17 protein-coding genes and 1 tRNA gene are annotated in these 13,328 nt (G+C 69.8%); 14 read left to right on the plus strand and 4 right to left on the minus strand.

From position 1 onward, the window contains the following. The 5 genes from ACWDTP_RS32270 to ACWDTP_RS32290 form a co-directional block, all read left to right on the plus strand. Positions 1-577 (plus strand): pyridoxal-phosphate dependent enzyme (locus ACWDTP_RS32270; RefSeq protein WP_450027288.1); only part of this gene is annotated, 577 nt, incomplete at its 5' end. A gap of 222 nt (positions 578-799) precedes the next feature. Then, the gene (locus ACWDTP_RS32275) at positions 800-1,978 is read left to right on the plus strand and encodes a sensor histidine kinase (RefSeq protein ID WP_450027289.1); all 1,179 of its coding nucleotides are present in this window, start codon (positions 800-802) and stop codon (positions 1,976-1,978) included. Further along, entirely contained in the window at positions 1,975-2,640 is a 666-nt protein-coding gene (locus tag ACWDTP_RS32280; protein ID WP_450027290.1) for a response regulator, read from the plus strand. The genes ACWDTP_RS32275 and ACWDTP_RS32280 overlap by 4 nt, the downstream gene beginning before the upstream one ends. Before the next feature lie 78 nt (positions 2,641-2,718). Then, the gene (locus ACWDTP_RS32285; protein ID WP_450027291.1) at positions 2,719-2,982 is read left to right on the plus strand and encodes an SHOCT domain-containing protein; all 264 of its coding nucleotides are present in this window, start codon (positions 2,719-2,721) and stop codon (positions 2,980-2,982) included. A gap of 133 nt (positions 2,983-3,115) precedes the next feature. Further along, positions 3,116-3,189, plus strand: a tRNA-Pro gene (locus ACWDTP_RS32290). Between the two features lie 334 nt (positions 3,190-3,523). Here ACWDTP_RS32290 and ACWDTP_RS32295 read toward each other — a convergent pair. Together ACWDTP_RS32295 and ACWDTP_RS32300 are read right to left on the minus strand one after the other, a co-directional pair. Beyond that, complete coding sequence (locus tag ACWDTP_RS32295) at positions 3,524-3,835, minus strand: Fic/DOC family N-terminal domain-containing protein (RefSeq protein WP_450027304.1); 312 nt, start codon at positions 3,833-3,835, stop codon at positions 3,524-3,526. Further along, the gene (locus tag ACWDTP_RS32300) at positions 3,766-4,038 is read right to left on the minus strand and encodes a hypothetical protein (protein ID WP_450027292.1); all 273 of its coding nucleotides are present in this window, start codon (positions 4,036-4,038) and stop codon (positions 3,766-3,768) included. The genes ACWDTP_RS32295 and ACWDTP_RS32300 overlap by 70 nt, the downstream gene beginning before the upstream one ends. A 59-nt stretch (positions 4,039-4,097) precedes the next feature. On the opposite strand from ACWDTP_RS32300, the gene ACWDTP_RS32305 reads away from it, so the two are divergent. The 4 genes from ACWDTP_RS32305 (at position 4,098) to ACWDTP_RS32320 (ending at position 6,677) form a co-directional block, all read left to right on the plus strand. Further along, a complete protein-coding gene (locus ACWDTP_RS32305) occupies positions 4,098-4,736 on the plus strand; it encodes a TetR family transcriptional regulator (protein WP_450027293.1) in 639 nt (212 codons plus the stop codon). Next, positions 4,733-5,545, plus strand: coding sequence for a class I SAM-dependent methyltransferase (locus ACWDTP_RS32310; protein WP_450027294.1), 813 nt, complete (start codon positions 4,733-4,735; stop codon positions 5,543-5,545). The genes ACWDTP_RS32305 and ACWDTP_RS32310 overlap by 4 nt, the downstream gene beginning before the upstream one ends. Positions 5,546-5,611: 66 nt before the next feature. Next, the gene (locus ACWDTP_RS32315; RefSeq protein WP_450027295.1) at positions 5,612-6,406 is read left to right on the plus strand and encodes an acyl-CoA thioesterase; all 795 of its coding nucleotides are present in this window, start codon (positions 5,612-5,614) and stop codon (positions 6,404-6,406) included. Between the two features lie 76 nt (positions 6,407-6,482). After that, a complete protein-coding gene (locus ACWDTP_RS32320; RefSeq protein WP_450027296.1) occupies positions 6,483-6,677 on the plus strand; it encodes a three-helix bundle dimerization domain-containing protein in 195 nt (64 codons plus the stop codon). 16 nt (positions 6,678-6,693) lie between these two features. Here the strand turns inward: ACWDTP_RS32320 and ACWDTP_RS32325 are convergent, their stop codons facing one another. Both ACWDTP_RS32325 and ACWDTP_RS32330 read right to left on the minus strand, forming a co-directional pair. After that, on the minus strand, positions 6,694-7,158 hold the full coding sequence (locus ACWDTP_RS32325) for a GatB/YqeY domain-containing protein (protein ID WP_450027297.1): 465 nt from the start codon (positions 7,156-7,158) through the stop codon (positions 6,694-6,696). 9 nt (positions 7,159-7,167) lie between these two features. Further along, positions 7,168-7,857, minus strand: a complete 690-nt coding sequence (locus tag ACWDTP_RS32330) for an SIMPL domain-containing protein (protein ID WP_450027298.1) — start codon at positions 7,855-7,857, stop codon at positions 7,168-7,170. On the opposite strand from ACWDTP_RS32330, the gene ACWDTP_RS32335 reads away from it, so the two are divergent. From ACWDTP_RS32335 to ACWDTP_RS32355, 5 genes are read left to right on the plus strand one after another with little or no spacing between them, the layout of a single operon-like run. Next, positions 7,856-9,136, plus strand: a complete 1,281-nt coding sequence (locus ACWDTP_RS32335; RefSeq protein WP_450027299.1) for a hypothetical protein — start codon at positions 7,856-7,858, stop codon at positions 9,134-9,136. The genes ACWDTP_RS32330 and ACWDTP_RS32335 overlap by 2 nt on opposite strands. Positions 9,137-9,140: 4 nt before the next feature. Further along, positions 9,141-9,794 (plus strand): DUF4129 domain-containing protein, encoded by a 654-nt coding sequence (locus ACWDTP_RS32340; protein WP_450027300.1) that lies wholly within the window; start codon positions 9,141-9,143, stop codon positions 9,792-9,794. Beyond that, a complete protein-coding gene (locus ACWDTP_RS32345) occupies positions 9,791-10,918 on the plus strand; it encodes a DUF4350 domain-containing protein (RefSeq protein WP_450027301.1) in 1,128 nt (375 codons plus the stop codon). The genes ACWDTP_RS32340 and ACWDTP_RS32345 overlap by 4 nt, the downstream gene beginning before the upstream one ends. Then, complete coding sequence (locus ACWDTP_RS32350; RefSeq protein ID WP_450027302.1) at positions 10,915-11,886, plus strand: AAA family ATPase; 972 nt, start codon at positions 10,915-10,917, stop codon at positions 11,884-11,886. Before ACWDTP_RS32345 ends, ACWDTP_RS32350 begins: the two co-directional genes overlap by 4 nt. Further along, positions 11,886-13,208, plus strand: coding sequence for a DUF58 domain-containing protein (locus ACWDTP_RS32355; protein WP_450027303.1), 1,323 nt, complete (start codon positions 11,886-11,888; stop codon positions 13,206-13,208). The genes ACWDTP_RS32350 and ACWDTP_RS32355 overlap by 1 nt, the downstream gene beginning before the upstream one ends. Positions 13,209-13,328 lie beyond the last annotated feature (120 nt).

Here is a 13,328-nt window from a genome sequence, read left to right on the forward strand (position 1 = left end):
CAACATCGCCGAATCCATCTTCGAACAGATGCGGCTGGAGCCGCATCCGGTTCCGGAGTGGATCGTGGTGGGTGCGGGCACCGGCGGGACGAGTGCCACGATCGGCCGGTTCATCCGCTACCGCCGTCATGCCACCCGACTGTGCGTCGTCGACCCGGAGAACTCGGCGTTCTTCCCGAGCTATGCGCAGGCCCGCGGCGACCTCGTCACCGGGGCATCGTCACGTATCGAGGGCATCGGCAGGCCGCGGGTGGAGCCGTCGTTTCTGCCCGATGTGGTGGACCGGATGGTGGCGGTTCCCGATGCGGGCTCGATCGCGGCCGCCCATCACGTCAGCGCGGTGCTGGGCCGGCGGGTCGGGCCGTCCACCGGAACCAACCTGTGGGGTGCGTTCGGCGTCCTGGCCGAGATGATCGCGGACGGCCGCAGCGGGTCGGTGGTGACCCTGCTCGCCGACAGTGGCGACCGCTACGCCGATACCTACTTCGACGCGGACTGGCTGGCCGCCCACGGACTGGACCCCTCGGGCTCCGCGGCCGTGCTGGCCGAGTTCGAGAGGTCCGGCTCCTGGTCGTGATCGGCCGTCAGCAACAGCCATAACGCAGCCAGGGCGAAAAAGCCCAGGTAGATGGCGGCGCCCAGCGCGGTCATGGGAATACTCCAGTCCCTTGTCGTCGGTCTTGGTGTGTACAACGCCACCGACAACCCGGTTGCTTCCCGCATCCGACGCCCGGCGCAGCGTGATGTACGTCGCGATGCGGATGCCCGGGTGGCCGATCGCGGACTAGGTTCTGCAGACATGTACCTCCGCCGACCGGTGGTGTGGCTGGTGCCGTTGGTCGTCGCGGCCATCCAGGTGTTCGGCAGTACCGGCGTCCGCCACCGGCTACCGCATCTGGAGCCGCTGAACTGGTTCGGATATCTGCTGCTGCTGGCCGGCCCGGTGGTGCTGCTGCTGCGCACCCGCTACCCCTACCGGGTGTTGCTGGCGGTACTGGCGATCACGGTGACCTATGTCGCGGTCTTCGGGCCTGGGCCGGTGTTCCTGTCCCTGGTGGTTGCGTTCCTGGGGGCCGCCACGGTGGGCCCGCGGTGGTGGACCTATCCGCTGCCGGTGATCGGCTGGGTGGCGATGGCGTGGCTGGTGCCGTGGCTGCGCGGCGGGCCCGGTCCCCCGCTCGAGGCGGTCGGCGCGGTGGGCTCGTGGCTGCTGGTGCTGCTCGCGATCGCCGAAGGGGTGCGGCAGCGCCGCTCGGTGCTCGTGGCGCGCAGGCAGCGCCGCGATGCGATGGCCGCCCAGGCCAGCACCGAGCAGCAGCGCCAGGCGACCGCGGCCCGGCTGGCCATCGCCCGCGAGCTACACGATGTGCTCGCCCACAGCCTGTCGATGATCAACGTGCAGTCCTCGGTCGCGCTGGAGCTTCTCGACCGGCAACCCGAACGCGCGGGGCCGGCCCTGGCAGCGATCAAAGAGGCCAGCCGCCAAGGGATTTCCGATGTCCATTCGTTGGTCACCGCGCTGCGCGCCGACGGCACAGAACCCACCGCGCCGACACCGGGGATCGGCGATCTCGACGCCCTGCTCGGGCCGGCGCGGGCCACCGGGCTCACGGTGGCGACCGCCGTGCACGGCGAGCCCAGGCCACTGCCCGCGGTCATCGACGTGGCCGCCGCGCGCATCGTGCAGGAGTCGCTGACCAACGTGGTGCGGCATTCCACCGCCGCCCACGCCACCGTCACGGTCGACTACAAGCCGGACCGGCTGCGGGTGTCGATCCACGATGACGGCTCGCCTCGTTCCCCGTCGCTTCGCTCGCCTGGCCCACGAAGCGGCACCCCGGACACCGGCGGCACCGGCATCGCGGGCATGCGGGAACGCGCCAGGGCACTGGGCGGCGACTTCGATGCCGGGCGGGCCCCCGGCGGCGGGTTCAGCGTGCGGGCCGGCTTCCCCTTCGAGGAAAGTGACCGGGCATGACGATTCGGGTGCTGATCGCCGACGACCAGGCGCTGGTACGGGCCGGTTTCGCGGCGCTGCTCGACGCCCAGGACGGCATCGAGGTGGTGGCCGAGGCCGACACTGGACGGCGGGCGCTGGCCGCCGCGGCCCGGTTGCGCCCCGATGTGGTGCTGATGGACATCCGCATGCCCGAGATGGACGGGCTGGCCGCGACCCGGGCGATCGCCGACGACCCGGCGCTGTCCGGGGTCCGGGTGGTGGTGCTGACCACGTTCGAACTCGACGAGTACGTGTTCGAGGCGATGCGGGCCGGGGCCAGCGGATTCCTGGTCAAGCACACCGAGCCGGCCGAGTTGGTGCGGGCCGTGCGGGTCGTGGCGGCCGGCGATGCGCTGCTCTCGCCGTCGGTGACGCGCAGGCTGGTGTCGGAGTTCGCCGCGCACGCCAAGTCGCCGGCGACGGCCGCGCTGCCCGATCTGACCGCGCGCGAACGTGAGGTGATGGCCCTGGTGGCCGAGGGGCTGACCAACGCCGAGATCGGCGATCGTCTGTTCATGAGCCCGGCCACGGCCCGCACCCACGTGAGCCGCATCCTGACCAAGCTGGGCGCCCGCGATCGCACCCAGTTGGTGGTGCTGGCCTATGAGAGCGGGCTGGTACGTCCGGGCTGGCAGGGCTGACGGGTACGCGTCCGCACGTACCGCGATTGACGTCAGCAGGCCGATGTTCCCGGCGCAGCGGCAGAGCAGGCTTGAGGCATGAACATCTACGAAATCACCCCCACCGCAACCACATTCCTGGCCGAGCACGGTGGCCGCTTCGCCGACCACGATTGGAACCCGTGGTTCGTCCTGGTCCCGATCACGTTCTGGACGCTGGTGATCGTCGGGGTCGTCTACCTGGTCCGGCGGGTCCGCGGGCGCCAGGGCGAACGGACCCTGCGCGACGCCTACGCCAAGGGCGAGGTCGACGAGGCGCAGTACCGCGAGCGCCTGGCGGTGCTGCGGGAAACCCGCCGCTAGGTCCGCACCCGCGCCGAGATCGACACCAGGGTCGTGATTCGCCCGGTTCAACGACCCTGGTGTCGATCTCGGCGGCGGTGGTAACCGTTTGGCTTTGGAGCACCCCGGTGCGATACGCTGTCGTGGCTTCACGCGGGGTGTGGCGCAGCTTGGTAGCGCGCTTCGTTCGGGACGAAGAGGTCGTGGGTTCGAATCCCGCCACCCCGACTCGTGTTGATGCAGGTAGAAGGCCCTGACTGGTTCTCCAGCTCGGGGCCTTTCTCTTTACCAGTCCACAGCAGGTCCGCAGTGGACTCCAATGCTCTCAATCGAGCTGCGTCTAGTGCAGCCGAAACCTGCTCCAGATCGTTAGGGAACAGGTTGGCGTAGGTGACGAGGGTGAACACTGCAGAGGCGTGACCGAGCATCGCCTGGACCGCGTTCACGTTGGCGCCGGCGCGGACTGGGCGGTGTTCACCTTGTGTTGGTTTTGCACCCTGGTTCGATGGAAATCAATATCGATGTATGTCGAATTCGTCCGATACGGCCGATGCGTGCTGTGTCACCCCGCCACTGCTGAATGAGAGCCACTGGCCGAATCCGCGGCGGTCGAAATGGCCAGAAAGCTCAAAGCACTCACGTCGGAGAGAAAGGCGTAGGTCCCCTCCAGCGCGGATGTGCTCACCGCTTCACGAAGAGTGGCCGGCCGCGCAAGAAGTCCAGGATTCGGCAACAACGACGACGCCTGGTCGGCGCGCGCCATCGCCGCGGCGGCATCGATGACCGCCGCGTACGTGTCAGCCTTCAGATCAAAACTGGCTGGTAGCGGATCCGGAACAAAGGAGCGTCCAACCTTGAATTCTGTGAGTGTAATTTCAAGGTTAGCGCCTCAACCTTGAAAATCATCACTGGGTTTTCAAGGTTGTCGCTGGCGCCGCCCGGCGCATCCCGTGGGGCGGGCTGGTCCGCAGTCAGTCCGCAGTAAATCTGCGGGCTGCCGATGCCACCCAACAGCCAAGAGAGTATCCGCTGCAGGGGTTGCCCAGTCTGGTTATCCGGTTCGGGGCTTTCTTCCATCTGTCCACGTCGACTGAACACTTGACCAGTCTACTGGTCAAGTGTTTAAACTACTGGCCATGCGTCCAGCCGAGGATGTGACCGCGCGAGCCAGGATCCGCGACACCGCGATGCGGTTGTTCGCCGAACACGGCGTCAAGGCGACGACGATCCGCACGATCGCGGCCGCGGCCGCGGTGGCGCCCGGTCTGGTGTCGCATCACTTCGGCAACAAACAGGGCCTGCGCGATGCCTGCGACGCGTTCGTCGTGGACTATCTGCGGCGGGTGCTCGGCGAAGGGGTCGACGGCGGGGCGATCGCCGATCCCGACTTCGTCGGCGAGGTCTACCGGGGCGCACCCATGGTGATGTGCTACGTGTCGCGGGCGCTGGTCGACGAATCCCCCGGCGCCACAAAACTGTTCGACGACCTGGTGGAGCTGACCGAACAGTACCTCGCCGAGCACCCCCCGAAAGGCGCTGCCGCACAGCAAGACCTGCGCACCCTGGCCGCCGTGCACGTGGCCATGCGGCTCGGGGTGTGGGTGTTGCATCCGCATCTGCTGCGCGCGATGGGCGGCGACGCCCTGACCCCGCAGGTGCTGACCCGGATCAGCGCGGCGGTGCTCGATGCCATGTCGCCGGATCTGGCTGGTGCCGATCTGATGTCGCTGGCCCGCAATGGTTTGGACCGATTTCAACAGGAGCAAGGGAAATGACCGAGAAGGTGACGTTCACCGGGGCGCAGGAAACCACCCTGGCCACTCTGTACGGCAAGGCGATGGAGAGCCGCAGGCCGGATTCGGTCCTGCGGGACACCGTGGCCGACAACGCACTGCAGCGCATCGACTACGACTTCGGCAGGCTTCGGGTGCGGCGCAGCGATCACGCGTCGCTGGCCGTCCGGGCCAAGGCGTACGACATCTGGGCCCGGCAGTTCATCGACGCCCACCCGCACTGCACCGTCCTGCATCTGGGCTGCGGGCTGGACACCCGCGTCTACCGGGTCGACCCGCCACCCACCGTCACCTGGTACGACGTCGACTTTCCCGATGTGATCGCGTTGCGCCGCAAGCTGTTCGAACCCGAGGTCGCGATGATCGCCAAGTCGGTCACCGATCCGACGCTGCTCGACGGCGTGCCCGGTGACACCCCGGTGCTGGTGATCGCCGAGGGGGTCACGCCCTACCTGCCCGCCGACGAGGGCATCGCGCTGCTCCGCCGGATCACCGGCCACTTCCCGTCCGGCGAGCTGCTGTTCGACGGGTACGGCCGGTGGGGCCTGTGGTTCCTGCAGCGTTACGGCTGCGTCAAGGCCTCCGGCGCCCTACTGGGCTGGAGCATCGGCGATCCGCGCGAGCTCGAGGACGCGGTCCCCGGCCTGCGCTTCGATGCCGAACTCTGGTATTCGGACGCGCCCGGCATGCACCATCACCTGTCCCGGGTGAACCGCGCACTGCTGCGGGCGGTGTACCGCGTCCCCGCGCTGCGCAGGCTGGGCCGGCCGCTGCGGTACACCTTCGGCTGAGGCCCGGCATGGTCGCCGAGCGGGCGTGACGCCCGCCTCAACCAAGTGGTTGATAGCGTGACGGCGATGACCGCATCCACGACCAGCTGGATCAACAAACTGCTGCGATTCGACCGCGACGGTGACGTGCTCCGGATCAGGGAGCCGAAACGCGGGGCGGTCGAGCGGTTGTTCGGCGGTCTGATCGCCGCGCAGTCGCTGGCCGCGGCCGGCGCCACCGTCGACGGGGGCAAACTGCCGCAGTCACTGCACACCTACTTCGTCCGCGGCGGCCGCTACGACGCCGACGTCGAGTTCCAGGTCGAGCGGATCCGCGACGGTCGCGCGTTCGCGACCCGCCGTGTCACCGCGGTACAGGACGGTGCGGCGATCCTGGAGATGATCGCGTCGTTCCACCAGCCCGAGCCGGGCGTGGACTGGGCGCCCGAGCTCCCGCCCGGCCTGGAGTTCGACGCCGCGATCCCCAAGACGTCGATCCTCGACTTCGGCGAATGGTTCGATGTCCGCACGATGCACGGCGACGACACCGAGTTCGCCATTCCGCCGTTCTGGATCAGGGCGCGGACCGAGATCGAGGACGATCCGCTGATCCGGGCCTGCACCCTGACCTTCATGTCCGACCTCGGTCCGGTCCCGGCGGCGCTGCCCCCGCAGTGCCCGCCGCGTACCGATCTCGGGTTCGCCGCCAGCCTGGACCATTCGATCTGGTTTCACCGCCCGTTCGATCCGCATGCCTGGCACCGCTACGAGGTGCGCTCGGTCAATCACAACGATTCCCGCGGTCTTGCCGTCGGGTCGCTCTACGACGCCGCCGGGTCGCTGATCGCCAGCGTCGCCCAGGAGGCGCTGTGGCGGATGTGACGCGGGCTCGACGGGCCCCGACCTGTGACGGAACCCGCGTTGACCTAGCAAACACATCGGCCGGAAAATATAAGTCGTGTTAGGTAGATCCGAAACCGAATTGATCGCCGACGTCGAGCACCGGCTCGTCGCTCGCTTCGCCGCCGTGCCGCCCGAGCGGGTCGCCAGCGCCGTCGCGACCGCCCGTCTTCGCTTCCACGACAGCGTGATCCGCGACTTCGTGCCGCTGCTCGTCGAGCGCCGGGTGGCCTCCGAGCTGGCGAACGCCTAGCCACCGCATCCGGCCGCTACAGGCGCTCCTTGACCGCCGCCGACAGCCGCGCGCCGTCGGCCTTGCCCGCGGCAATCGTCGTGGCGGCCTTCATCACCTGCCCCATCTGCCGCATGCCGGGTCGTTCCCCGAGTTCCTCGGCGACCTGCGCGATGGCGGTATCGGCCACATCGGCCAACTCGGCATCGGTCAACGGCGTGGGCAGGTACTCGTCGATGATCCGCGCTTCGGCATGCTCGTTGGCCGCCAGCTCACCGCGGCCGTTCTGGGTGTAGATCTCGGCCGACTCACCGCGCTTGCGGGATTCGCGGGACAGCACCGCGATCACCTCGGTGTCCGACAGATCCCTGGCCTGTTTGCCCGAGACCTCCTCGGTCTGGATCGCGGCCAGCATCATGCGCAGCGTCGCGGTGCGGAGTTTGTCCCGCGCCTTCATCGCGCCGGTCAGATCCGCCCGCAGCCTGTCCTTGAGTTCGGCCATGGGCCAAACCTACGCCGTGCCCGGGTCGGGGCCGGCGTGAAAGCGGGCATCGACCGACGCCGACACCTCGACATCGGCCGGGACCAGGTCCACCTCGGGCGCGCCACCGCCGCCCGGAGGCGCCGCCATGGACCGCAGCGCGACCGGTCCGCCGCTCTGCGCCGGCGAACCGCGCAGCATCCCGGCGTCGGCGATCGTCACGGGCCGCACCGGGCCGAGGGCGAGCGCATCGGCGTAGCGCTGGGCGCGGGCCACCGCGTCGGCGACCGCGCGGGTATGGACGTCGGCGACCAGCTGGTCGCGATGTTCGGTGGTCAACGCCCACTCGATGCGCGAGAGCGCGAATCCGCCGTTGTCGGTGACGTGGCCGCCGACCCAGCGCGACAGCGCGGTGAAGTCACTGAACTCGACCTCGATTCCGACGCCGGCGTGATGGACCAGCGGCAGCTGTTTGCCCTGGTTGTTCCAGGGACGGTTGGCCCAGGTGCGCAGCTGCTGGGCGGACCACCGGGTGACCGGCCCGCCGTCGGGGTGGTGCAGCGGTTCGATCGAGGCCCTGAGCTCGTCCAGCTCACGCACCACCCGCTGATAGACCGGCTCGATCGCCGGGCCCTCGTAGGAGATGCCGGCGTGCACCGTGGCCCGTTCGGGGGGCTCGTATGCGGAGAAGGACCCGCGCACGATGATCTCGGTCGGCATGGTTCCCACCGTAGGCCAACCCGGGTGGCCCCGCCGCATTCGATTGCGCCATCGATATATTCGAGCCGGCCGTCCGACGCGCAAACCCGAGCACGTTGTCAATACGCCCGGTCATGGACAGGATGGTGATCATGAGCAACCGCTCCCCAAGGCCCGGCGGCGGATGAATCCGCACTATCCGCCGCCACCACCGGGCCCGCCGTATCCGGGATACGCCCCTCCCGGCTACCCGCCGCCCGGGCACTACCCACCCCAGGGGTACTACGGACCGCCCGGCCACTACCCGCCCCCCGGATACGGCGGGTGGCCTTCGGTGCTCAAGCCGGGGGTCATCCCGCTGCGGCCGCTGAGCCTGTCCGACATCTTCAACGGCGCGGTGGCCTACATCCGCAGCAACCCGAAGGCCACCCTCGGCCTCACCACGATCGTGGTGGTCGCCGCGCAGCTCGTGACGCTGCTGCTGCAGATCGGGCCGCTGAGCACGCTGGGCGCGTTCGAACCGACCCCGCAGGGCGAGCCGCCGTCGGCGAGTGCGATCGCGGTGTTCCTCGGCTCCACGACCGCCTCGCTGCTGATCACCCAACTGGCGTCGTTGCTGCTGACCGGAATGCTCACGGTCGTCATCGGACGCTCGGTGTTCGGTGGCACCATCACCATCGGCGAGGCCTGGCACCGGTTGCGGGGCAGGTTCCTGGCGCTCGTCGGGCTGACCGTGCTGGAAGGGTTGGTGCTCGTCGTGATCGGGGCGCTGATCGCCCTGGCCGCCGTCGTCGCCGGGAATCTCGGCGGCCCCGCGGCGGCCTTCCTGCTCGTCGCGCCGTTCGGACTGGCCGCCGTGATCGGCGTGGTCTACGCGAAAACGGTTCTGGTGTGCGCGCCTTCGCTGATCGTGTTGGAGCGGATGCCGGTGTTCGGCGCGATAGCCCGGTCCTTCGCACTGGTCAAAAGGGATTTCTGGCGGGTGCTCGGAATCTGGCTGCTGGCCGCGATCGTCACCGCGGTACTGGGCTCGGCGGTGGGTGCCCCGTTCAGCATCGTCGGCCAGCTGCTGGCCATCGACCCGGCCAACCCGGGGCGGATGGTGGCCGGGCTGATCCTGGTCGCCGTCGGCGCCATGATCGGGCAGGTCATCACCGCACCGTTCACGGCGGGTGTCGACGTGCTGCTCTACACCGATCGACGCATCCGCGCCGAGGCCTTCGACCTGGTCCTGCAGACCGGCGCGAGCGGCCCGGCCGAGTCCACCGACCAGCTGTGGCTGACCCAGCGGGTGAGGTGACGCATTGACAGGGATCGACATCGACCGGGATGCCGCGCGCGACGCCGCGCAGAATGAGCTGACCAAGCCCAGCTATCCCAGATCCTCACCCACCGAACAATTCACGGACTGGATCAACGAGCTGCTCTACCGGCTGGCGTCCAAAGGGTCGACGGTGCCCGGCGGCTGGTTCACCATCGCGGTGCTCGCGATCCTCGTCGTGGTGCTGATCGTGGTGGCGGTGCGCATCGCGCGGCGCACGATGCGCACCGACCGCGACGCGCCCCCCACGCTGTTCGGCGGGCAGGAGTTGAGTGCGGCCGAGCACCGTGCGAGTGCGCAACATTATGCGGCCGAAGGGAATTGGGCCGCCGCGATCCGGCACCGGCTGCGGGCGGTGGCGCGCCACCTTGAGGAGACCGCGATCCTGGAGCCGGTGCCGGGGCGCACCGCGACCGAACTCGCGCGCGACGCCGCGGCCGTCCTGCCCCGGTTGTCCGGCGAACTGCTCACCGCCGCAAACGCCTTCAACGATGTCACCTACGGCGAACAGCCGGGCACCGAAGCCGCCTACCGGATGGTCGCCGACCTCGACGGCAGACTGCCCGAGCGCCGGCCGGCACCGGCAGGCGTGGGCGCGGCGCCCGCCACCGTGCACGGCTGGACCCCGATCCGATGAGCAACACGCCGGTCCGGGACCGCCCGCGCACGGTGCGCTGGGTGCTACTCGCCGTCGCCGCCATCGTCGCGGTGGCCACCGCGACCACCTACCTGACCGCGCCGAGGTCCGGCGGCCGGATGGATCCCGATGCGACGTCCGCCGACGGGGCCCACGCGCTGATCGCCCTACTACGTGACCACGGCGTCGACGTGACCACCGCCGCGACCGTCGACGATGTGACCCGCAACGCCACGCCCGGCACCCTGCTGGTGGTGGCGCAGACACTGTTCCTGTCCGGCGAGGATCAGATCCGCCAACTCGAACAGGCTCCCGGTGATCTCCTGCTGGTCGCGCCCGCGAGTAAGACCAGCGAGGCGCTGGCCCCGCACCTGCGACCGGGCGATCCCACCCCGTTCGGCGGCGGTGAACCCGATTGTGAACTCGCCGAGGCTGATCGGGCCGGTGAAGTGCAGTTCGGCGCGACCGACACCTACGAGGCCGACGACGACGTCGCGGTCACCCGCTGCTACCAGGGCGCGCTGGTCCGCTACCGGGACGGTGACCGCACCGTGACGGTCGTCGGCTCGGCCGGGTTCATGACGAACTCCGGCCTGCTCAAACAGGGCAACGCCGCGCTGGCGATGAATCTGGCCGGCGCCCGGCCCAAGGTGATCTGGTACGCGCCCCAGCACTTCGAAGGCGCATCGACGGGCGCGGGCTCCCTCACCGATCTCATTCCCGCCCAGGTCCGGTGGCTGGTGATCCAGCTGTGTCTGGTGGTCGCGCTGGTCGCGGTGTGGAAGGCCAGGCGGATCGGCCCGCTGGTGGCCGAATCGCTACCGGTCGTGGTCCGCGCCTCCGAGACCGTGGAGGGCCGCGGCAGGCTGTACCGGTCCCGACGGGCCCGCGACCGTGCCGCCGACGCGCTGCGGACCGCGGCGCTGCAACGCCTGTTACCGCGGCTCGGACTGACCGGCAGCGCGGCACCGCCCGCGGTGAGCGCCGCGGTCGCGGCCCGCTGCGGCGCCGATGCCGCGACCACCGGGTACATCCTGTTCGGCCCGCCCCCGGCGACCGACGCCGAACTCGTCCACCTCGCCAACCAACTCGACGATATCGAAAGGCAGGTCGCCCAGTCGTGACTCAGCCAGCGCAACCCATCGACTCCGATTCCGCACGTAATGCGTTGCTGGCCTTGCGGAACGAGATCGCCAAAGTGGTGGTCGGGCAGGACGCCGTGGTCAGCGGCTTGGTGATCGCGCTGCTGTGCCGGGGCCACGTACTGCTCGAGGGGGTCCCCGGGGTGGCCAAGACGCTGTTGGTGCGCACCCTGTCCGCGGCGCTGCGCCTGGAATTCAAACGCGTGCAGTTCACCCCCGACCTGATGCCGGGCGATGTCACCGGTTCGCTGGTCTACGACGCCCGCACCGCCGAGTTCGAGTTCCGCGCCGGGCCGGTGTTCACCAATCTGATGCTGGCCGACGAGATCAACCGGACGCCGCCGAAAACCCAAGCGGCCCTTCTTGAGGCGATGGAGGAACGGCAGGTCAGCGTCGACGGTCAGCCCAGGCCGCTACCCGACCCGTTCATCGTGGCGGCCACCCAGAACCCGGTCGAGTACGAGGGCACCTATCAGCTGCCCGAGGCCCAGCTCGACCGCTTCCTGCTCAAGCTGAATGTTCCACTGCCACCGAGAGACCAGGAGATCGTCATCCTGGGCCGGCATGCGCAGGGTTTCGACCCGCGCGACCTGTCCGCGGTCCGCCCGACGGCCGGTGCGGCCGAACTGGCCGCCGGACGCGACGCCGTGCGCCAGGTGCGGGTGGCCCACGAGGTGCTCGGCTACATCGTCGACATCGTCGGTGCCACCCGGCATTCCCCGTCGCTGCAGCTCGGGGTGTCCCCGCGCGGAGCGACCGCGCTGCTGGCCACCTCGCGGTCATGGGCCTGGTTGTCCGGCCGCGATTACGTCACCCCCGACGACGTCAAGGCGATGGCCCGCTCCACCCTGCGACACCGGGTGGCGCTGCGGCCGGAGGCCGAGTTGGAAGGCGCCACACCCGACGGCGTGCTCGACGGCATCCTGGCGGCCGTGCCGGTACCGCGCTGATGGTTCTCACCGGCCGCGCCGGCCTCGTCGCCCTGATCTGCGTGCTGCCGATCATGTTGGCGCCCTGGCCGGCAACGGCTTTCCTGGTGCTGGCGGCGGTCCTGGCCATGGCGGTGGCCGCCGATGTGGCGCTCGCGGGCGGTACCCGCGGCCTCGAACTGGCCCGCGGCGGCGACTCGGCCGCGCGACTCGGTCAGCCCATCGACGCGATCCTCACGGTGCACAACGCCGGGCGGCGCCGGGTGCACGGCCGGATCCGGGACGCCTGGGCGCCGAGCGCGGGCGCCGAGCCACGCACCCATCGACTGGATGTGGCTGCCGGGCAACGGGTTCAGATCGTCACCCGGCTGCGCCCGGTCCGGCGCGGCGATCAGCGGTCGGAGACGGTGACGGTGCGCTCGATCGGCCCGCTCGGCCTGGCCGGCCGGCAGGGTTCGCACCGGATCTCGGGCCGGGTGCGGGTGCTGCCGCCGTTCCTGTCCCGCAAACACCTGCCGTCCCGGTTGGCCCGGCTGCGCGAACTGGACGGGGCGATACCGGTTCTCATCCGCGGGCAGGGCACCGAATTCGATTCGCTGCGCGAATATGTCGTCGGCGACGACGTCCGCTCGATCGACTGGCGGGCGACCGCGCGCCGCGCCGACGTCGTGGTGCGCACCTGGCGGCCTGAGCGGGACCGGCGGGTGGTCATCGTGCTGGACACCGGCCGCACCTCCGCGGGCCGGGTCGGCGTCGATCCGACGGCGAGCGATCCGGGCGGCTGGCCGCGGCTGGACTGGTCGATGGACGCGGCGCTGCTGCTGGCCGCGCTGGCCTCGCGGGCCGGCGACCACGTCGATTTCCTCGCCATCGACCGGGTCACCCGGGCCGGGGTGTTCGGCGCGTCGCGCACCGAACTGCTGCCCTCGGTGGTCGAGGCGATGGCACCACTGACCCCGGCGCTGGTGGAATCCGATGCCACGGCCATGGTTTCGGCCGTGAACCGACGGGTTCGGGGCCGAGCGCTGATCGTCCTGCTCACCGATCTGAACGCGTCGGCACTCGACGAAGGGCTGATGACGGTGTTGCCGCTGCTGTGCACCCGCCATCAGGTGCTGCTCGCTGCGGTCGCCGATCCGCGGGTGGACCGGCTGGCAACGGGCCGATCCGACGCCGCGCAGGTGTACGACGCGGCCGCCGCCGAACGGTCGCGCAATGACCGTCGGGCGATCGCGTCCCGGCTGCGCCGCCACGGCGTCGACGTGGTCGACGCCGTGGCGGAGGATCTGGCCCCCGCCCTGGCCGACCACTACCTGGCGATGAAGGCGGCAGGCAAGCTCTGATTTCCGCCCCTCCCCGTTCTTCGGCGAGCAGACACAAACCTGCCCATTTTTCGGCCTTGGATTCAGGCGGTGGCTGCAACGAATGTGGACGGGTCTGAGAGTAGTCGGTCGAGTTCTTCG

This window comes from Mycobacterium sp. NPDC003449 (genome assembly GCF_053588415.1).